General features: G+C 60.0%; 16 protein-coding genes. 11 read left to right on the top strand and 5 right to left on the bottom strand.

All coding sequences use genetic code 11. The annotated features are described in order from the left end of the window. Positions 1 to 36: 36 nt before the first annotated feature. On the bottom strand, positions 37 to 1,038 hold the full coding sequence (locus tag ACZYUB_RS00715; protein WP_463944741.1) for a 2-hydroxyacid dehydrogenase: 1,002 nt from the start codon (positions 1,036 to 1,038) through the stop codon (positions 37 to 39). Positions 1,039 to 1,375: 337 nt separating this feature from the next. Between ACZYUB_RS00715 and ACZYUB_RS00720 the strand changes: the two genes are divergently transcribed. Next, positions 1,376 to 1,705: a putative quinol monooxygenase gene (locus tag ACZYUB_RS00720; protein WP_463944742.1), complete on the top strand. Its 330-nt coding sequence runs from the start codon at positions 1,376 to 1,378 to the stop codon at positions 1,703 to 1,705. 95 nt (positions 1,706 to 1,800) lie between these two features. Here ACZYUB_RS00720 and ACZYUB_RS00725 read toward each other — a convergent pair whose 3' ends face one another. Continuing rightward, positions 1,801 to 3,267 carry a glutamate synthase subunit beta gene (locus ACZYUB_RS00725; protein WP_463944744.1) on the bottom strand — a complete coding sequence of 489 codons (1,467 nt, stop codon included), beginning with the start codon at positions 3,265 to 3,267 and terminating at the stop codon, positions 1,801 to 1,803. Next, positions 3,267 to 7,904, bottom strand: a complete 4,638-nt coding sequence (locus ACZYUB_RS00730; RefSeq protein WP_463945057.1) for a glutamate synthase-related protein — start codon at positions 7,902 to 7,904, stop codon at positions 3,267 to 3,269. The genes ACZYUB_RS00725 and ACZYUB_RS00730 overlap by 1 nt, the downstream gene beginning before the upstream one ends. Positions 7,905 to 8,644: 740 nt before the next feature. Here ACZYUB_RS00730 and mtnN point away from each other — a divergent pair. From mtnN to ACZYUB_RS00760, 6 genes are all read left to right on the top strand, one after another. Beyond that, a complete protein-coding gene (mtnN, locus tag ACZYUB_RS00735) occupies positions 8,645 to 9,340 on the top strand; it encodes a 5'-methylthioadenosine/S-adenosylhomocysteine nucleosidase (RefSeq protein ID WP_463944746.1) in 696 nt (231 codons plus the stop codon). A gap of 3 nt (positions 9,341 to 9,343) precedes the next feature. Continuing rightward, positions 9,344 to 10,306, top strand: coding sequence for a cobalamin biosynthesis protein (locus ACZYUB_RS00740; RefSeq protein WP_463944747.1), 963 nt, complete (start codon positions 9,344 to 9,346; stop codon positions 10,304 to 10,306). Further along, the gene (locus ACZYUB_RS00745; RefSeq protein WP_463944749.1) at positions 10,287 to 11,102 is read left to right on the top strand and encodes a helical backbone metal receptor; all 816 of its coding nucleotides are present in this window, start codon (positions 10,287 to 10,289) and stop codon (positions 11,100 to 11,102) included. Before ACZYUB_RS00740 ends, ACZYUB_RS00745 begins: the two co-directional genes overlap by 20 nt. A gap of 105 nt (positions 11,103 to 11,207) precedes the next feature. Next, positions 11,208 to 13,340: a methyl-accepting chemotaxis protein gene (locus ACZYUB_RS00750; protein WP_463944750.1), complete on the top strand. Its 2,133-nt coding sequence runs from the start codon at positions 11,208 to 11,210 to the stop codon at positions 13,338 to 13,340. Between the two features lie 226 nt (positions 13,341 to 13,566). Beyond that, on the top strand, positions 13,567 to 14,199 hold the full coding sequence (locus tag ACZYUB_RS00755) for a trimeric intracellular cation channel family protein (RefSeq protein ID WP_463944752.1): 633 nt from the start codon (positions 13,567 to 13,569) through the stop codon (positions 14,197 to 14,199). 74 nt (positions 14,200 to 14,273) lie between these two features. After that, complete coding sequence (locus ACZYUB_RS00760) at positions 14,274 to 15,101, top strand: SDR family oxidoreductase (protein WP_463944754.1); 828 nt, start codon at positions 14,274 to 14,276, stop codon at positions 15,099 to 15,101. 85 nt (positions 15,102 to 15,186) lie between these two features. Here ACZYUB_RS00760 and ACZYUB_RS00765 read toward each other — a convergent pair whose 3' ends face one another. Continuing rightward, positions 15,187 to 15,522: a DUF1904 domain-containing protein gene (locus tag ACZYUB_RS00765; protein ID WP_463944755.1), complete on the bottom strand. Its 336-nt coding sequence runs from the start codon at positions 15,520 to 15,522 to the stop codon at positions 15,187 to 15,189. A gap of 90 nt (positions 15,523 to 15,612) precedes the next feature. Here ACZYUB_RS00765 and ACZYUB_RS00770 point away from each other — a divergent pair, with 90 nt between their 5' ends. The 4 genes from ACZYUB_RS00770 to ACZYUB_RS00785 all read left to right on the top strand — a co-directional run bounded on the left by ACZYUB_RS00770 (position 15,613) and on the right by ACZYUB_RS00785 (position 19,554). Then, the gene (locus ACZYUB_RS00770; protein WP_463944757.1) at positions 15,613 to 16,503 is read left to right on the top strand and encodes a TraB/GumN family protein; all 891 of its coding nucleotides are present in this window, start codon (positions 15,613 to 15,615) and stop codon (positions 16,501 to 16,503) included. Positions 16,504 to 16,621: 118 nt separating this feature from the next. Next, on the top strand, positions 16,622 to 17,245 hold the full coding sequence (gene smrA, locus ACZYUB_RS00775) for a DNA endonuclease SmrA (RefSeq protein ID WP_463944759.1): 624 nt from the start codon (positions 16,622 to 16,624) through the stop codon (positions 17,243 to 17,245). A 247-nt stretch (positions 17,246 to 17,492) separates the two neighbouring features. Beyond that, positions 17,493 to 18,974, top strand: a complete 1,482-nt coding sequence (locus tag ACZYUB_RS00780) for a carboxypeptidase M32 (RefSeq protein ID WP_463944761.1) — start codon at positions 17,493 to 17,495, stop codon at positions 18,972 to 18,974. 106 nt (positions 18,975 to 19,080) lie between these two features. Continuing rightward, entirely contained in the window at positions 19,081 to 19,554 is a 474-nt protein-coding gene (locus ACZYUB_RS00785; RefSeq protein ID WP_463944762.1) for a methylated-DNA--[protein]-cysteine S-methyltransferase, read from the top strand. Here the strand turns inward: ACZYUB_RS00785 and ACZYUB_RS00790 are convergent. After that, positions 19,551 to 20,630, bottom strand: a complete 1,080-nt coding sequence (locus ACZYUB_RS00790; RefSeq protein ID WP_463944764.1) for a DUF2157 domain-containing protein — start codon at positions 20,628 to 20,630, stop codon at positions 19,551 to 19,553. The genes ACZYUB_RS00785 and ACZYUB_RS00790 overlap by 4 nt on opposite strands. Between the last annotated feature and the right edge of the window lie 33 nt (positions 20,631 to 20,663).

Raw genomic sequence — 20,663 nt, forward strand, 5'->3', positions numbered from 1 at the left:
TTAGCGTTTGCGCGCAACCAGGGGAGCGTCGGATGCTCAGGACGCGGAGTATTCCACTTCGTTGCCTGTGGGGGTGTCGGCGGCAAAGGCCTTGACGTTATCGAGGGTGGTGGTGGCGATGGCCAGCAGGGCTTCGCGGGTCAGGAATGCCTGGTGGCCGGTAAACAGCACGTTGTGGCAGGCCGAGAGGCGGCGGAAGGTATCATCGGTGATCACCTCGTTGGATTTGTCCTCGAAGAAGAGCTCCTGCTCCTCCTCGTAGACGTCGAGGCCCAGCGCCCCTATCTTCCCCTGCTTCAGCGCCTCGATGGCAGCGAGTGAATCCAGCAAGGCGCCACGGCTGGTATTGATGATCATGACCCCCTCTTTCATCTTGGCAAAGGCCTCGGCGCCCAGCAGGTGGTAGTTCTCCTTGAACAGCGGGCAGTGCAAGCTGATGACATCCGATTGTTTGAACAGGGTGTCGAGATCCACATACTCGGCGCCCAGCTCCAGCGCTGCTGGATTCGGGTAGGGATCATTGACCAGCAGACGCATGCCGAAGCCGTTGAGGATGCGCAGGGCGGCGATACCTATCTTGCCTGTGCCTATGATGCCCGCGGTGCGGCCATGCATGTTGAAACCGACCAGGCCCTCCAGCGAGAAGTTGGCGTCACGGGTACGCTGATAGGCCTTATGGATACGGCGGTTGAGCGCCATCATCATGCCGACGGCGTGTTCGGCGGTGGCCTCCGGCGAGTAGGCAGGGACTCGTAGCACCTTGATGCCTAGCTCCTTGGCAGCCTGCAGATCCACGTTGTTGTAACCGGCGCAGCGCATGGCGAGTAGCTTGGTACCATTGTTGGCCAAGTCGGTCAGTACGGCGCGACTGATATCGTCGTTAACGAAGGCGCAGACCACTGGATAACCATGAGCCAGACGGCTGGTCTTGCTGTCCAGGCGGACGTCAAAGTAGTCGATCTGGTAGCCATACTGGGCATTGGCCAGGTCGAAGTGATCGCTGTCGTAGCCCTTGGCGCTGAACATGGCAATTTTCATCTTATCCCTCCCGGTTGATATCACATAAGAGTTCCCTGATGGTGTCAGGTCAAGGGTGCTGATGGAGCGTACCTGCAAAGCGCTCACCGGCGTTGGCGTGACGACAAGAGGAACTGTCGTGCTGTCAGACAGCAATAAGGTGTCACTTGGCTAACCACTCTAAACCCGGATAGCGTCGTTGCAAATCCCTATTGACTCTAGGGGTCAAGAAAGCGCCTATCCAGCATGGAATCATTTGCGCCTCGACGCTCGCAGGGTATGCTCGCTGCATCCAACATGCTTGCGGCTTTGCCCGCACCAGAGCGGCATCGCATCCGCCCCTATCAGGAGAGAAACCATGACTCAGCGCGTCTACTGTATTGCCCAATTCGAGCCCAAGCCGGGCAAGCTGGAAGAGTTATTTCGCGTCTTGCAGGCACTGGAGCCGGAGACCCTGCGCGAGGAGGGCTGCATCCAGTATCGCATCACCCGTCATATCCCCAGTCCGTTTGCCGAGGGCACCAGCTTCCCGCTGGTGTTCAACGAGATCTGGGCCGATATGGCGGTGTTTGAAGCCCATTGCCAGAAACCCTATATCCAGCGCTTCTTCGACGAGCAGTGCATCAGCACCGATGGCCTGGTCGCCCAATGGAATGTCTGTGTCTACAGCGACGAGCTGCCAGCCTAAGCACGAGCGGCCCGCATAAACGCCAGGCAGACTCAGCGCCGAGCAGACGAAAAAAAACCCGCCAGCGGCGGGTTTTTTTAGGCCAGCAGCAGCGCTTAGCGCGGCAGCGTGCTGGAGCCCATCAGGAACTGGTCCACTTCGCGGGCGCACTGACGGCCTTCGCGAATGGCCCAGACCACCAGGGATTGACCGCGACGGATGTCACCGGCGGCGAATACCTTAGGCTTGGAAGTGGCATAGCAGCCCACGCCATCGGTGGTGGCCTTGGCATTGCCACGGGCATCTTTCTCTATGCCGAAGCTATCCAGCACCTTGGTCAGCGGCTGGGTAAAGCCCATGGCCAGGAATACCAGATCGGCCTTCAGTTCGAACTCGGAGCCGGCGATTTCCACCAGCTTGCCATCCACGAACTCGACCTTGACCAGCTTGAGGGCGGTCAGCTTGCCGTTTTCACCGATGAACTCCTTGGTGGAGACGGCGAACTCGCGGACACAGCCTTCGTCGTGGGAGGAAGAGGTACGCAGCTTGAGCGGCCAGTAGGGCCAGGTCAGCGCCTTGTTCTCTTGCTCCGGCGGTTGTGGCATCACTTCCAGCTGGGTGATGGAGGCCGCGCCATGACGGTTGGAGGTCCCGACGCAATCCGAGCCGGTATCACCACCACCAATCACCACCACATGCTTGCCCGCGGCGCTGATCGGGTTCTTGGTGTCGCCCGCCACTTCCTTGTTCTGGGGAATGAGGAATTCCAGAGCAAAGTGAATGCCGGAGTTCTCACGACCCGGAACCGGCAGATCCCGCGGCGTCTCGGAGCCACCGGAGAGGATCACCGCATCGAACTGGGCATCCAGCTCGGCCGGAGTCACCAGGGTGACGGCATCGTTGACCACGCCCTTGGGCAGATCTTTATCGCTGCAGACCAGGGTCTTGGTCTTGATGGTGACGCCTTCGGCAACCAGCTGGGCCACACGACGGTCGATGACCGACTTGTCGAGCTTGAAGTCCGGGATACCATAACGCAGCAGACCACCGACCCGATCGTTCTTCTCGAACAGGGTGACATCATGGCCGACACGCGCCAGCTGCTGAGCGGCCGCCAGACCCGCAGGACCGGCACCCACCACTGCCACCTTCTTGCCGGTTTTCACGGCAGCCGGTTGCGGCAGAACCCAGCCATTTTCCCAGGCGCGGTCAATGATGGCGCGTTCGATAGACTTGATGCCCACCGGCGCGGCATTGATGCCCAGGGTACAGGCCGCTTCACACGGGGCCGGACAGATCCGGCCTGTGAATTCGGGGAAGTTGTTGGTGGAGTGCAGCACCTTGATCGCCTGCTGCCAGTTGCCACGGTAGACCAGATCATTCCAGTCCGGAATGATGTTGTTCACCGGGCAGCCGTTGTTACAGAACGGGATACCACAATCCATGCAGCGGGCGCCCTGCTGCTTGGCTTCTTCTACGGTCAGGGTTGGCACGAACTCGCCATAATGTTTGACGCGCTCAGCAACCGGGGCGTAGGTCTCTTTGACTCGCTCGAATTCGAGAAAACCGGTTGGCTTACCCATTACGCAATCTCCTTCTGCTGTTGCTTGGCCGCTGCCAATTCCTTCAGGGCGCGGCGGTATTCATTCGGATAGACCTTGACGAACTTGCCACGGTAGCTGTCCCAATCGGCCAGGATGGACTTGGCACGCGGGCTACCGGTGAGCTCGGCATGCTGGGCGATGAGGCCCTTGAGCAGCAGCTCGTCGGCCTGTTCCTGATGCAGCGGTTCATCCTTGGCTTGCTCGGCAGCCGGCAACACCTTCTCCAGTGCGACTTGTGCCAGATTGCAGCGCTCGACGAAGGTTTCATCTTCATCCAGCACGTAGGCGATACCGCCGGACATGCCCGCCGCAAAGTTGCGGCCGGTTTGTCCCAGCACCACCACAGTGCCACCGGTCATGTATTCACAACCGTGATCACCGACCCCTTCAACCACAGCCGTACCACCGGAGTTACGGACGCAGAAGCGTTCACCCGCAACCCCATTGAGGAAGGCTTCACCGTCGGTGGCACCGTACATGACGGTGTTACCGCAGATGATGTTGCGGGATGGCTCCGGCGTGAAGGCATCACCCGGACGAATGATGACCCGACCACCAGACAGACCCTTGGCCACGTAGTCGTTGCCCTCGCCCACCAGCTCCAGGGTGATACCCTTGGCCAGGAAGGCGGCAAAGCTCTGACCGGCGGTGCCGTTCAGGCGCACCTGGATGGTGCCAACTGGCAGACCTTCGTTGCCGTAACGCTTGGCGACTTCACCGGAGAGCATGGAGCCGACGGTGCGGTTGATGTTCTTGATGGGCAGTTCAATCTTGACCGCTTCACCCTTTTCCAGCGCCGGTTGAGCCAAGGCCACCAGTTGCTGATCCAGGGCTTTTTCCAGCGCATGGTCCTGGGTTTCGGTATGCAGACGCGCTACCGAAGCCGGAACGTCCGGTTGGAAGAAGATCTTGGAGAAGTCCAGACCCTGAGCCTTCCAGTGTTCGATGCCTGCACGCTTGTCCAGCAGGTCGGAGCGACCGATCAGATCGTCAAACTTGCGGATGCCCATTTCGGCCATCAGCTGACGCACTTCTTCAGCGACGAAGAAGAAATAGTTGACCACATGCTCCGGCTGGCCGGTGAAGCGCTTGCGCAGCTCCGGATCCTGAGTCGCCACGCCCACCGGGCAGGTGTTCAGGTGGCACTTACGCATCATGATGCAGCCTTCAACCACCAGCGGCGCCGTGGCAAAGCCGAATTCGTCAGCACCCAACAGAGCCCCGATGACCACGTCACGGCCGGTCTTCATCTGACCATCGACCTGGACGCGGATACGGCTACGCAGTTGGTTCAGTACCAGCGTCTGCTGGGTTTCCGCCAAGCCCAGCTCCCAGGAGGAACCGGCATGCTTGATGGAGGACTGCGGCGAAGCACCGGTACCACCGTCGTGACCGGCGATCACCACGTGATCGGCCTTGGCCTTGGAGACACCGGCCGCCACTGTACCCACACCCACTTCCGACACCAGCTTCACGGAGATGGAGGCGGCAGAGTTGACGTTCTTCAGATCGTGGATCAGCTGGGCCAAGTCCTCGATGGAGTAGATGTCATGGTGCGGCGGCGGGGAGATGAGGCCCACACCCGGCACGGAGTGACGCAGGAAACCGATATATTCGGAAACCTTGTGGCCCGGCAGCTGACCACCTTCACCCGGCTTGGCGCCTTGCGCCATCTTGATCTGGATCTGGTCGGCATTGACCAGGTATTCGGCGGTGACACCGAAACGGCCGGACGCGACCTGCTTGATGGCAGAGCGCAGGCTGTCACCGGCTTGCAGTTGCAGATCCCGCTCGATGCGCGAGGCACCGATGATCTCGGACAACAGGGTCGGCTGGCTGACCGGAATGAAGCGATTGGCATCTTCGCCGCCTTCACCGGTGTTGGACTTACCGCCAATCCGGTTCATGGCCACCGCCAGGGTGGTGTGCGCTTCGGTGGAGATGGAGCCCAGCGACATGGCGCCAGTGGCGAAACGCTTGACGATCTCCTTGGCGGATTCAACTTCGTCCAGCGGAACAGGCTCCGCCGCCTTCTTGATCTCGAACAGGCCACGCAAGGTCAGGTGACGCTTGCTCTGGTCGTTGATGATCTGGGCGTATTCCTTGTAGTTGTCAAACTTGCCGCTACGGGTAGCGTGCTGCAGCTTGGCAATGGCATCCGGCGTCCACATGTGGTCTTCACCACGGATACGGAACGCATAGTCACCGCCGGCATCCAGCATCTCAGCCAGCACAGGATCCGCGGAGAAAGCGGCATCATGCAGACGGATGGCTTCTTCGGCGACTTCAAACAGGCCAATCCCTTCCACGTTGGACGGGGTGCCGGTGAAGTACTTCTCGACGAAGGCCTTCTGCAGACCGACTGCTTCGAAGATCTGCGCGCCTGTGTAGGACATGTAGGTGGAGATACCCATCTTGGACATCACCTTGCACAGGCCCTTGCCCACCGCCTTGGTGAAGTTCTTCACATACTTCTCGGCCTTCTCGGTATCGCCTTGCGCCATTTGACGCAGGGTTTCGACCGCCAGCCACGGGTGAACGGCTTCGGCACCGTAACCACCCAGCAGCGCGAAGTGGTGCACTTCACGGGCCGAGCCGGTTTCCACCACCAGACCTGTGCTGGTGCGCAGACCGCGCTTGACCAGACGCTGGTGCACGGCAGAGGTCGCCAGCAGAGCCGGGATCGCCAGTTGATCCTTGGCCACCTTGCGGTCGGAGAGGATCAGGATGTTGGAGCCATGCTTGACCGCATCTTCGGCTTCAGCAGCCAGCGAGGCCAGACGGGCTTCGATACCTTCTTTGCCCCAGGCCAGCGGATAGGTGATATCCAGCTCGTGGGAGCGGAACTTGTTACCGGTGAACTGCTCGATATCGCGGATCTTCTCCATCTGCTTGGCAGAGAGTACCGGCTGGGTCACTTCCAGACGGATCGGCGGATTGATATCGGCATTGTTCAGCAGGTTCGGCTTGGGCCCGATGAAGGAAACCAGGGACATGACCAACTCTTCGCGGATCGGGTCGATCGGCGGGTTGGTGACCTGGGCGAACAACTGACGGAAGTAGCTGTACAGCGGCTTCTCTTTCTTCGACAGCACGGTCAGCGCCGAATCGTTACCCATGGAGCCAATGGCTTCTTCGCCATTTTCCGCCATCGGCGTCATCAGCAGCTTGATATCTTCCTGGGTGTAGCCAAAGGCTTGTTGCAGTTCGAGCACTTCGGCGCCATGTTCGGCCGGAGCCACGTCACCGGCGATGTCATCCAGCTTGATACGGATCTTGTCGATCCACTCGGCATACGGCTTGGCATGGGCCAGGGAGTTTTTCAGCTCCTGGTCATCGATGATGCGGCCCTGTTCCATGTCGATGAGGAACATCTTGCCGGGCTGCAGACGCCACTTCTGGGCGATGCGGGAATCTTCGATGGGCAGGACACCGGATTCGGAGGCCATGACCACCAGATCATCCTTGGTGACCAGGTAACGGGCCGGACGCAGACCATTCCGGTCCAGAGTCGCGCCGATCTGGCGACCATCGGTGAACGCCACGGCGGCAGGGCCGTCCCAGGGTTCCATCATGGCAGCGTGATATTCATAGAAGGCACGGCGCTTGTTATCCATGGTGGTGTGCTTTTCCCAGGCTTCCGGGATCATCATCATCACCGCATGGGCCAGGGAGTAACCGCCCATCACCAGCAGCTCCAGCGCGTTATCGAAGGAGGCGGAGTCGGACTGACCCGGATAGATCAGCGGCCAGACCTTGTTCAGATCTTGTCCCAGCACCGGCGAGGTAATGGCACCTTCACGGGCTCGCATCCAGTTGACGTTGCCACGCACCGTGTTGATTTCCCCGTTGTGGGCAATCAGACGGAATGGATGGGCCAGATCCCAGGTCGGGAAGGTATTGGTGGAGAAACGCTGGTGCACCAGCGCCAGGGCCGACACGCAGCGGGCATCCGCCAGGTCGTTGTAATACAGGCCCACCTGATCGGCCAGCAGCAGCCCCTTGTAGTTGACGGTACGCGCCGAGAAAGAAGGCACGTAAAACTCGCCACAGTGCTTGAGCTTGAGGGCACGGATGGCATGGGAACAACGTTTGCGGATGATATACAGCTTACGTTCCAGCGCATCGGTGACCAGGATGTCACTGCCGCGACCAACAAAGATTTGGCGGATCACCGGCTCTTTGGCCTTGACCACGGGGGACATGGGGCACTCGGCGTTGACCGGTACATCCCGCCAGCCCAGTACGATCTGGCCTTCGGCACGGACAGCACGCTCGATCTCTTCTTCGCACGCCATGCGCGAAGCCGCTTCCTGGGGCAGGAAGATCATGCCGACGCCATACTCGCCGTCCGCCGGCAGAGTCACACCTTGCTTGGCCATTTCGGCGCGATACAGCTGATCCGGGATCTGGATCAGAATACCGGCACCATCGCCCTGCAGCGGGTCAGCACCTACTGCACCCCGGTGATCCAGATTTTTCAGGATCAACAATCCTTGTTCAACGATACTGTGGCTCTTCTGCCCTTTCATGTGGGCTACAAAGCCAACACCACAGGCGTCGTGTTCGTTCGCAGGGTCGTAAAGGCCCTGGCGCTGGGGTACCGCCGATTCCATCACGCTTGAATCCTCTCAATCTATCTCGGGTCCATCCGCAGAGAAAAAAAGCTGGCATCTACCAGCTTGGCTGTCACTCTGAGGGCTTGTAACGGGCGAATATACTGTGATTCCCGCCCCAATTCAAGGCAACCCGCTGGCGGTCAGATCAGGGCTTTTCGAGAAAAAAACCATTACAAGACAATATGTTATCGAACTTATTCCAGAATAGTGCGTCCTGCATCAATTTCGCTCAATTTCAGCCGCCGACGTATCCTCGCCTTTATGCAGCAGCAATAGCAAAAGCACAGCGCCATTGTGGTAGTTTTACATGGTAAAAGTTTAACGAATGGTTAAATTTCAGAGTTTTATTTCGTTTAAGTGCCAATTTACAGAGTCTGAATAGATGAGCCAATTGAGAGTAGATCGCATTTAAAAACTATCTTGCAGCCATTTGGCGCTAAACATGGATTATTTTTAAAGCATTCAGCGCCATTGCTGCGGTTTTACCGTCGCTTTGCCGGGTCCACCCGCCGGGTAAAAAAAAATCCAATTTGTGACTCGGCTATAGATTTAAGGCTCTGCCTGTGTCCCGATCTGCGGCCCTGAGCCGGAAGTAGCAGACTCCTGCCGTGTGGCGATTGCGTTCCCCGACTCTAGCCAAAACACGGACTCACCTTGCGATCTCGAGCTGCGGGAACCCGGGGGCTGGTGATATCATGGCGCCACTATTCCTCTACAGACCCAGAAGCGAGTACCCCATGAAAATAGGCATCATAGGTGCGATGGACCAAGAAGTTGCCCTGCTGCGCGCCCAGATGAGCAACGTCGAAGAGCTGACCCTGGCCGGTTGCGAATTCTACAGCGGCCTGCTGGCTGGCCAGCAGGTCGTGCTGACCCGCTCCGGGATCGGCAAGGTAGCCGCAGCGGTTGCCACCACCTTGTTGCTGGACCGCTTTGCCCCGGATTGCGTCATCAATACCGGCTCGGCCGGTGGTTTTGATCCCGAGCTGCATATCGGCGATGTGGTCATCTCCAGCGAAGTGCGCCACCACGATGTGGATGTCACCGGCTTTGGCTATGAAATCGGCCAGGTACCCCGCCTGCCTGCCGCCTTTGTCGCCGATGAACGCTTGAAGGCGCTGGCGCGCGACGCCGTAGCCGAGCTGCAAGAGGGGATCCGGAGTAAAGAGGGGCTGATTTGTACCGGTGACCAGTTTATGTGTGACCCGGAGCGTATCGCCAAGGCACGCGCCGACTTCCCGACCATGGCTGCCGTGGAAATGGAAGGGGCCGCCATCGCCCAGGTCTGCCATCAATTTGGCGTGCCCTTCGTGGTCACCCGCTCCCTCTCCGATATCGCCGGTAAAGAATCCCCTGATTCCTTCGAAGCCTATCTGGAAGTCGCAGCCCGTCACTCCTCGGTGATGGTCGTCGCCATGTTGAAACGGATGTAACGGGTGGAAACCTCGCTGCTGTGGACCCTGCTGGAGCAACCGGCCATCTTGCTGGCCCTGGCCTTGCTGTTGGAGTGGATATTGCCGTTGCCCTCCCAGGCTCAGCCCTCGGCCCTGGTGCCCTTACTGGAGCGGTTGAGCCAGAAGGTCAACCGGCGCGGTACGCCCCTGACCCAGCAGTGGATAGCGGGCTTGTTGACCCCCTTGACGGTGTTGATCCCCGCCCTGCTGGGACAGTGGGCCTTGCGCAACCTGTCACTCTCCGAGGCGCTGTTCGATCTGCTGCTGCTGGTGTGGTTGCTGGAGTGGCGGCCGCTGAAGAACGAGTCCCAGGCGCTGCACCATTTGCTGCGGGCCAACAAGATCAGCATGGCCCGCTTGCAGCTGGCGCGCTGGACCCGCCGCGATACCAGTCGTCTGAGTCTGATGGGCCTGTGCAAGGCCGCCAGCGAGATGACTGTGCTGCGCTGGCTCGGTCAATGGTTCGGAGTAGCGTTCTGGTTTTTGCTGGCCGGCATCGAGGGCGCCCTCACCTTCCGCCTGCTGCAACTGATGGCCCAGGCCTTCAGTCCGAAACTCCCCCGTAACCTGCAGTTCGGCGAGTTTTGCTGCCGCCTCTATAGCCTGATGTTACTGCTGCCGGGCTGGTTCGCCACCCTGTTACTGGGGGCCTTTCCCGGCGGTGGTCCAGCCCTGCTGGCCGCCTTCCGCCAGGCCCGGGGTTGGTACAGCTCCGGTAGTGGCGCCTTGCTGGCCGCTATCGCCGCCGGTTTAGGCATCAGTTTGGGCGGCCCGCGCTTCTATCTGGAGCAGAAGATCCGCTATGTGCGGCTGGGGGGTTCCCGCGAGCCGGACTTGCAGGCGCTGCAGCAGGTGCACAGTCGGCTCACGATGCTGAGCGCCTTGCTGTTAATCCTGCTGGTCGGTTTTGAAGGGATCGCATTCTATGCGCAGTATCTGCGTTAAGGCTCTTTGGCTCCTGCTGGCCTGGTTCGCTGTGGGCGCGCAGGCCGCAGCCCCCCAGCGGCTGGTCAGCCTGACGCCCCATATTACCGAGTTACTGTTTTCTATCGGTGCCGGACCCCAGGTCATCGCCACCGATGATGCCAGTGACTGGCCCGTTGCGGTCAAACAACTGCCCCATGTTGCCAATTACCAGAGTATCAATCTGGAGCGCCTGCTGGCTCTGCAGCCGGATCTGGTGCTGGTCTGGAGCGGTTACCAGCAGTTGATGGTGCATCAGCTTCAAGCGCTGGGGATTCCGGTGCTGGTGGTCGACTCCCGCCGACTGCAGGATTTGCCTCGGGATCTGCGGCTGCTCGGTAAGGCCACCGGTCATAGTGCTCAGGCCGAAGCCCTGGCATTGCAGGTGGAGGCTGACTTTCAACGGCTCAGGCAGCAATACCAGCAACGAAAACCGGTACGACTGCTGTATCAACTCTGGTCGCCGCCACTGACCACGGTCGCCGAAGGCAGCTGGATCCAGGATGCCATCGCCTGGTGCGGCGGTGACAATCCGTTTGCCAGCAGCCCGGCGCCCTATCCGCAAATCAGTGAGGAAGCCGTGCTGTTGCAGCAACCGGAGCTCATCATCAGCGCCCAGGATGCCCAGAGTCTGCAACGCTGGCAGCAATGGCCGGAACTGCCTGCAGTCGCCCACCAGCAGTTGAAACTCAGCCAGCCGGATCGCCTGCAGCGCCTGACGCTGCGGACGGTGGCAGGCATCGAGGAGCTGTGCCAGCTCATCGATCAGGCGCGCTAATCCCTCTGCGCTGAGTGCCGGTTAAATCTGGCAACACAGCAGGTCAGACCTCTGTCAGATTCGTCTATCCTCAGATCTGGGTTCGTTCATCTGGCAGGGATATCCATGAAGCTTCAATCCATCCAACTCAAGATTGCGCTGCTGGCGGGCGGGTGCCTGCTGTGCGCCATGATCCTGTTGTCGGCGCTGTCGTTTTTTTCGGCCCAACGCAGTCAGGAGATGGTGCTCCAGCAAACCGGTCAGGAAGCGAAGGATATAGCCGAGCAACTGCTGCTGGCTCGCACCGAAGCCGAGGCCGCGGCGGTGCAGAATTACCTGAATGAGGCCTTTGTCCGTACCCAAATCCTGGCCCAGGATATTTACTTTCTGCAAAATTATGCTCGGGAAAACCAGCAAGATGCGGCCGCCTTGCGCCGCACAGTGCTGATGAAGGGTAAAGATGCACTCAACATGAGTGGTGAGACCCTGGGGATTTTCGTGGTCATGGAGCCCGATGCGCTGGATGGCAATGACGCGACCTTCAAAGGCAGTGACCTGACACAAACCGGCAGCAATGCGAACGGCCGCCAGGCGTTCTATTGGTCACGGAATGAGGCCGGCAAGCCCAGGGTCGAAGCGATCGAGGAAGACGAACTCGCAGATACCACCCTCGATGCTTACGGCGTAGAGGCCAATGCCTGGGCAACCTGTGCGCTACGCAGTCAGCAGCTCTGCCTGATGGACCCCTACACGGATCAGGTCAACGGCCAACCGGTGGCGATGACCTCCATTGTCTTGCCGCTACAACCTGAGGGTCGTCTACAAGGGATCCTGGGTATGGATTTAGCCCTGGCGCCCTTGCAAACCATTGTCACCCGGATGGATCAGCAGCTCTACGCCGGTCAAGGCAGCGTACAGCTCATCAGTCAGCATGGGGCCATCGCCGCCCAGAGTGACCGACAATCCCCCCTGAACCAGGATCCGCGGGCGCAACAGCGCCAACTTGACACCTGGTTGGCACAGGGCAAGACCGGGCATCGCTGGCAAGGCGATACGCTGGAAATGGTGGTGCCGATCCCATTGGCACAGAGTGATCAGCGCTGGAATCTGCTCGTTCGCATGCCGGCAGCTGCAGTCTTCGCCTCAACCACACAACTGCAGGCCCAACTGGAACAGCAATTCGCCCGGCACCTGCAAGAACAACTGCTGTGGGGGCTGTCATTTACCCTGCTGGCCCTGCTGCTCATCACCCTTGCCGCCCACCGGATTGCCAGTCCAATCCGCATCGTCGCCGAACGCCTCAAGGAGATTGCTCACGGTGAAGGCGATCTGACCCAGCGCATCCATCTGTCCCAGCGGGATGAAGTCGGTTTACTGGCCCATCGTTTCAACGCGTTTCTCGAACGTCTGCGGAGCACCATCAGCGAAGTGGTGGAAACGGCCGCCGGAACCCGTCATGGCGTGATTGAAGCCTCGGATCTGGCCTTGCAAACCCGCTCGATCCTGCAGGCTCAATCGTTGGAAATCGATCAGGTCGCCACCGCCTGCACCCAGATGCATGCCACGGCCGCAGAAATTGCCGAAAGTGCCCAGCAGGCTCTGGCGGCCACGCAAGTCGCCGAGCAGGCGGCGCGGGAGGGTCAGCTCGTGGTGGGCCGCACCGATGGCGCCATGCAGCAGTTGATGGCCGACATGAGCCAGACCAAGCCCAAGGTGGAAAATCTGTCGCGCAACAGTACCAACATCAATCAGATCCTCGCGGTCATCACCACGATTGCCGAACAAACCAATCTGCTCGCCCTCAATGCCGCCATCGAAGCCGCCAGAGCCGGAGAGCAGGGACGAGGCTTTGCCGTGGTGGCCGATGAGGTTCGAGGTCTGGCCCACCGCACCCAGGAGTCAATTGGCGAGATCCAATCGGTGATTGAACAACTGCAACAGGGAACCCAGGAGGTCGTCGCCGCGATCCTCAATGGTCATGAGCAGGCCTATCAGACTCAACAGCAGGCACTCGCTTCGGTGGCGGTACTGGAACAAATCAGCCAGGCCATCAACACCATCCACCAGATGAACGAACAGATATCCCATGCGGTGCGCGAACAGAGTCAAGCCAGCGATGAGATCAGCCACAACATCTGCAATATCCGCGGCGTCAGCCACAGCATAATCCAGGGAGCCGACAGCTCGGCTCATCTCTCCGAGCAGCTCAGCACCCTGGCCGAGCGTCAACATGCGCTGGTGGGGCAGTTCAAGATTTGAGCGCAGACGCGGGAACCAGCACCCGCATCCCAGCCATAACTCACATGCAGCCAGCAGGGGCGCTCCTCTGCTGGCTCAACCCGTTCCATCACCATGGCGTGGACGGCCAACTACAGATGGTGCGAGCGACCGAAGCGCCCCCCAGGAAATTTCGTCGCCCCTCTAGCCGCTTGGCGCCCTGCTCCGTACAATCTCGCCACTTTATTTCCGCTGGATGTGCTTGCCCATGGATACCACCCTGATTGACCAGCTGGTTTACTATTTTGATCTCTTCGGCACCGCCGTATTTGCCTTCTCCGGGGTGCTGGTTGCCGGTCGTCTGCGGATGGATGCCATTGGCGTCATAGTGCTGGCAGCCGTCACGGCGGTAGGAGGCGGCACCATCCGCGATCTGCTGATTGGAGCTCGCCCCATCTTCTGGATCCAGGACACCACCTATCTGTGGGTCATTCTGGCGACCGCCGCGTTGGGTATGTGGCTGGCGCGCGTCCCGCGGCGTCTGCCCTGGTATGCATTACCGGTTGCCGATGCCTTCGGGCTGGCGCTGTTTGTGGTCATTGGCGCCAAAAAAGCGCTGCTGTTCGGCACCTCGGGCATGGTCGCCGTCGTGATGGGAGTCATCACCGGAGTGGCCGGGGGGCTGATCCGTGATGTGCTGGCGCGGGAAATCCCCATGGTGCTGCAAAAAGAGATCTACGCCACCGCCTGTATCTTCGGCGGAGTGCTCTATACCGTCTCGCTCTCCCTGGAGCTGGCCCACATTCCCGCCATGCTGATCAGCATGCTGGGCGCGCTGGCCGTTCGAATCACCGCCATCTTCCGCCATCTCTCCTTGCCCTCATTCGTCCTGCGTGACTGATTGACCGGGTCTGCGGTTTTCTCCGAGCCCGGACCCGGCCTATACTGGCTTCCCCTCGTCATGGAGAAGCCACTGTGTCCCGTTTTGTCCTCATCACCGGTTGTTCCAGCGGTATCGGTTATCACGCCGCTCATCGTCTACAGCAAGAAGGCTTTCACGTCATCGCTTCGGCCCGCAATCCCGAAGATGTGGCCCGTCTGCAGGCCGAAGGGCTCACCGCCATCCAGCTGGATTTGACGGATACCGCCTCCATCCAGACGGCCGTTGCGCAAACCCTGGAACTCTGTCACGGCCGCCTCTATGGACTGTTCAATAATGGCGCGTATGGCCAACCCGGGGCGCTGGAAGATCTACCGACCGATGCACTGCGTGCCCAGTTCGAGAGTAATTTTTTTGGCTGGCACGAACTGACCCGCTTGCTATTGCCAAGCATGCTGGCCGCCAACGAGGGGCGCATCATCCAGAACAGTTCGGTACTCGGCCTGGTGGCGATGAAATATCGCGGTGCCTATAACGCCAGCAAGTTTGCCCTCGAAGGCTATACCGATACCTTGCGCCTGGAATTGCGCGGTACCGGGGTGCAGATCAGTCTCATCGAGCCCGGGCCCATCGCCAGCCAATTCCGCGCCAATGCCCTGGCGGCGCTGCGTCAGCACATCGATCTGGAACACAGCCGCCATACCCCCGTTTACCAGCAGACCCTCAGTCGCCTGGAAAAAGTGGTGCCCGGCAATCGCTTCACCCTGCCGCCGGAGGCCTGCATGCCACCGCTACTCCATGCGCTCAACGCCCGCCGCGCCCGTCCGCGCTATCAGGTGACGACACCGAGTAAATGGATGAATCTGCTGCGCGGCTGGCTGCCGACCCGAGTGCTGGATGCCCTGGTCGCCAAATCGGCCTGATGTGTCGTATCAAGGAGGGAGCGTCTGGCGCGTGCCACGAACGCTACGGGCCCCGCGGGGCCCGTATATCGGCAATACGCCGCATTCAACCGTAGTGCTGGCCATTGTCGTAATAAGCGGTACGAGCCAGAGGGAGCACAACTACAGCCACATCCTGCGCATCGCCCAACTGGGCCTTGACCGCCCGGGTGATGAGTTGGGCGGCCTGATCCTGCACCTCCCGCCCGCGGTCGAACCACATCAGCTCGACGAAGGGATAGCCCGGCACCGTCTGGCCGGCGATAATAAACTCGCTGGCGACCAGCTCCAGAGTAAAGTGCGCCACCGGGGCACCGGTCAGAGTGGAGAGATCTTGCACCAGTTGGCCACTCAAGCGCGCCAGAGGCTCACGCGCGATGCCACGAAAACGTAAGTGAGGCATAATATTTCCCATGTTGGATAACCCATCTCGACCACCCGTCCAATGGACCAGCAGTCACATCAAGCTCCCCATCATAAGGCGCTCACGCAGATGAAAAAAGGCAACTCCATCAAAAGCTGGCAAGCGGGTCTCTGTTCCCTGTTGCTGCTACCGGCCATGGTCCTGGCCGAGCCCGGTTTCTGGCACGCCAGCAAAGAGGGCCGCAACCTGTGGATCCTGGGATCCATCCATGTCGGACAAGATAGCTTCTACCCCTTGCCCAAACCGATTGAAGATGCCTGGCAACAAGCCGATGTGCTGATCGTCGAGGCCGACCTGCGCGCCATCAGCGAACAGGATCAGCAGCAGATCGTCCAGCTCAGCCAACTGCCGGCCGGTGACAAGCTGGCGAACCACCTGAGTCCGACCCTGTATCAGCAGGTGGTGAAACAGGCCCAGGTCTATGGTCTACCGGAAGCCGGTATTCAGCAGCTGCGCCCCTGGGTCACCGCTATTACCTTGATGCAACAGGCTCTGGCCAGTGCCGGCTATCAACCGGAGCTTGGCGTGGATGAACACTTCTCCAGCCAGGCCGCCCGTATGGGGGTCCCCATTCGCGGTTTGGAACGGGTGCCGGAACAGTTTGGCTATCTCGCGGGCATGAACGAGCTGGAAGATGATTTCCTGCAGGCAACCATCGAGCAAATCGGCACCATGAATACCGAGATCCCCAAGCTTATCCAGGCCTGGCAGGATGGCGATGGGGCCGCACTGCAGAAGATGCTGAGTGAAGAGCAAGGCAGCCCGCAATTGCAGGAGCTGATGGAGCGCCGTCTGCTCAAAGAGCGCAACCATAACTGGATCCCGAAACTGACGGTGATGCCGGAGAAAAACCAGTTCCTGGTCGTGGGCGCCCTGCATCTGTATGGCCCGGATGGCGTATTGAACCTGCTGCGCCAGCAGGGCTATCAGCTACAGGTGGTCACCGACGCCACCGAGTAATAGTCACCGAATGAACCACACACTGTCCGGATCTCGCGAGCCTCAGCCGATGAGGCTCCGGGTAACAGACCAAGGTGTTACCCGGGTCCGGCTCTCTGCTTCCGGAGTCTCTATGTCCATGAGCCGCCTTCTTAGCCCCCAGCATTCCCTGGAGCCAGAGCCGCCGACCGGCGAGGAGCTGGCTCTGTTTCAGGCCGAAATGGCCGGTATTCAACCCCTGCATCAGGATCGGATCCTTGCGCCACGCCAGGACGAGCAGACCCTCGCCCACGCCGCCAGACGCGCGGCCGCCGAACAGGAGCTGACCGAAGACCCGGAGTTCTGGTCATTGGAAGCCGTCGAACTGCTGGATCCCAAGGACTGGATCAGTTTCAAGCGCGATGGGGTGCAGCAGGGTGTATTTCGTAAACTGCGGTTGGGGGAATATGAACTGCAGGCCAGCCTGGATCTGCACGGACACACGTTGAAACAGGCGCGCCAGGCACTGCAGGAGTTTTTACAGGAGTGCCAGCGTTGCGAGATCCGCTGTGTGCTCATCCGCCACGGCACCGGCGAACAATCAACGCCCAAGGCCCTGCTCAAGAGCTATGTCAGTCACTGGCTGCAGCAATGGCCCGACCTCCTGGCCTGCCACAGCGCCCAGAAGATGCATGGCGGGTGCGGCTCCCTCTATGTTTTGCTGCGCAAAAGCCAACGCCAGAAACTGGAAACCCGCGAACGCATTCACCGGCACCAGCCCTGAGCACCTCATACGGACACAACAGGCATGACTCGGCCCGGGGTCACCAGGACGACAACGCCGGGCAGATGACGCGGATAGCTGAAACAGGCATACTTTTTACAACCACATAACAACAGGCATCTGGCGATGCGCGACACGCACCAGCCAGCGTGATGGGCCCAGGAACACATAAGTTCTCGGTCACACCCCCTCAATCACACAAGCCCGGTCACACCAGCTTAGCTACGGAATACCACAAGGAATCGCCATGAGTTACGCCCACCTGGAACAACGCTTCACCCAACTCCATCACTTCGCCCATCTGGGGGCCATCTGTGGTTGGGATCGTGCCACCATGATGCCCGATGGCGGCAATCCGGCTCGCGCCGCCGCTCTGGCCGAACTCTCGGTGCTGATGCATCAACGCCTGACCGGTCCCGAGATGGCCGACTGGTTTGCTGCCGCCGCCGAAGAGTCGCTAAGCGCCAGCCAGCAGATCAGCCTTGGCGAGATGCGTCGCCAGTGGCAACAGGCGACCGTGCTGCCCGAGGCGCTGGTGCAGGCCAAATCCCTGGCCGGTTCCCGCTGTGAGCACGCCTGGCGTGAGCAGCGTAAACAGAATGACTGGAGCGGATTCCTCGGCAACTTCCGCGAGGTCGTGGCTCTGTCCCGGGAAGAGGCGCAGATCCGTGCCGCCGCCAGCGGCCTGCGCCCCTATGACAGCCTGCTCGACTTGTACGAGCCGGGCATGAACAGCGCCCGTCTCGACACCCTGTTCGGCGATCTCAAGAGCTGGTTGCCCAACCTCATCCAGCAGGTGACCGAGCGCCAGCAGCACGAAACCCTGATCCAGCCCCAAGGCCCCTTCCCGACCGCCAAACAGGCCGAACTAGGCAAGCAGGTGATGCAGTTGCTGGGTTTTGACTTCAATCGCGGACGTCAGGATGTCAGCGTCCATCCCTTCTGCGGCGGCGTGCCCAGCGATGTGCGCATCACCACCCGCTATGATGAGGCCGATTTTACCCAGAGCCTGATGGGTATCATCCACGAAACCGGCCATGCCCGTTATGAGCAGGGGTTACCGCTGGATCGATTGGCGCTGCCGGTCGGACAAGCGCGCTCCATGGGTATCCATGAGAGCCAGAGCCTGTTCTTCGAGATGCAGATGGCGCGCCATCCCGCCTTTATGGCCCGACTCTCGCCGCTGGTCAGCCAGACCTTTGGCACGCAAGCCGCCTTTAGCAGCGACAATCTGGCCAAGCTCTACACCCGGGTCGAGCCCGGTTATATCCGGGTCGATGCCGACGAAGTCACCTATCCGACCCACGTCATGCTGCGCTATGAAGTAGAGCAGAAGCTGATTGAAGGAGCTCTCGAGGCAGAGGATATCCCCGAGCTGTGGGATCTGCGCATGACCGAATATCTGGGACTCAGCACCCGGAATAACTACCGCAATGGCTGCATGCAGGATATCCACTGGACCGATGGCAGCTTCGGCTACTTCCCCAGTTACACACTCGGTGCCATGTATGCCGCGCAGTTTGCCGCCGCGCTACAGCGGGAGCTGGGGGACTTTACCACCCTGCTCGGCAGCGCCGAGGGGCTGGCCCAGGTCTTTGGCTGGCTGCAACGCCACATCTGGCATCCGGCCAGCAGTCTGGGCACCAATGCCCTGGTCCAGGCCGCGACCGGTGAAGCCTTGAATGCCGTCCATTTCCGCCGTCATCTGGAGCAACGGTATCTGGGCTAATCCCGGAGCGAATCGCTGAGATCCAGATAACGGAAGCTTGGATAAAAGAATCTCGGATATGATTACGGGCCACTGCGGTGGCCCCAACTTTTGGCTGGAGAATCAGATGCAGCGTTACACCCGGATCCCCACGCCCTGCGGCCCCTTGCTGCTGGTGATCAACGAGCAGGGATTATGCCATGTGGATTTTTGCCACAGCCCGCACCCCGTGGAGGTTAAGGAAAACTGGCAACTCGATGAGGCGGCGCTGGCCCCCTATGCCGAGCAATTTAACGCTTACTTCGCGGGGCGGTTACAGACATTCGAGTTACCGCTGGCGGCCCGGGGCACCGAGTTCCAGCAGCAGGTGTGGCAGGCGCTGACCCGGATCCCCTATGGCCAGACCCGTAGTTATGCCGATATCGCGGAAACCATTGGCAATCCCAAGGCGGTGCGTGCAGTCGGAGCGGCCAACGGACGCAATCCACTGGCGATTATCGTGCCCTGTCATCGGGTGATCGGTCGGGATGGCAGCCTCACCGGCTATGCCGGTGGGCTGGCTATCAAACAGTTTTTACTGAATCTGGAGCAAGCTGGCTAGCTGGCTCTATGCTCGATCAATTCCCGCAGCGCCTGGGGCAAGAGTGCGCGCAAGCGTCGAGTTAGAGCCTGCTCATGACGCTGCCAGAGAATGCCCAGATAGATGATGGCAAAACCGGCCAGGGTCATCACGAACGGGAACAGCAGGCTATCTTCGAACACGTCATAGGCCAGATGGCCGATATAGGCGCAGATGCCGAAAGCCGCAAAGACCGCAAAGGCGCGGCGCGCCAGAATAGCGCCCAGCAGCAGTAATCCCAGGTTGATGCACAGGTAGATAAACTTGTTCCACTCGCTGTCGGAGCTCATGCTGGAGAGCCCGCCCCAGAAGGCCATCAGACCGAACAGATAGAGCCAGAAGGCGTAATCCCGGGTATGACGGGTGCGGATATCCACCCAGAAGCCCAGCAGCATGATCAGCAGACCGCTATACACCGAGAGCCATTTGCGCAGCAGCCAGTCATAATCCTCCTGGCCGAACAGGAAGGGGGTCAAATCCATGCTCATGTACCAGAGGGTGACGGCAATCGGCATCACTAAGAACGGCAAACGGTAACGCCACAGCAAGACGGCCCCCGCCGCCAGTGTGGCCAGCTCCATTATGATCCAGCGCCAGTCGATGTAGCGGTGATAGTCGCGATACTCCATCTCGCCGCTCCACTGCCCACACAGTTGTTGTACGCCGTATACCAGCAAGGGCGTCAGCGCCAACACGAAGGTGGCACAGATCCCGGCCGGGATCGGCAACTGGCGTTGCAGCAGATTCTCGGTGACCGCAAGGCCGGCGACGGCATAGATGAGGCAGATGACCACCAGGCCGCCGCCGCCAAACTGCTCCCAACCCAGGGTCATAAACAGCGTCATGGCACCGATGGCCAGCAAGCCGCCGAAGTAATAGAGCAGATGGCTGGCGCGAAATCCCGGCCGATCGGCATTGGCGTGCTGCAAAAACGTCCACAGCGGTTCGATTTGTTCGGCCTGCAGCAACCCCTGTTGCTCGGCCTGATGGAGCATGTGGCGATCCAGATGCATGGCAGACTCCCGTAATGTCGTGGCGATCAGGCTACTGGCTTTCAACCACACTCCCTAGCGGCATGGCACGACTTTCCG

The sequence above is a fragment of the Pseudaeromonas sp. HNCC25DJ182 genome (genome assembly GCF_055413365.1).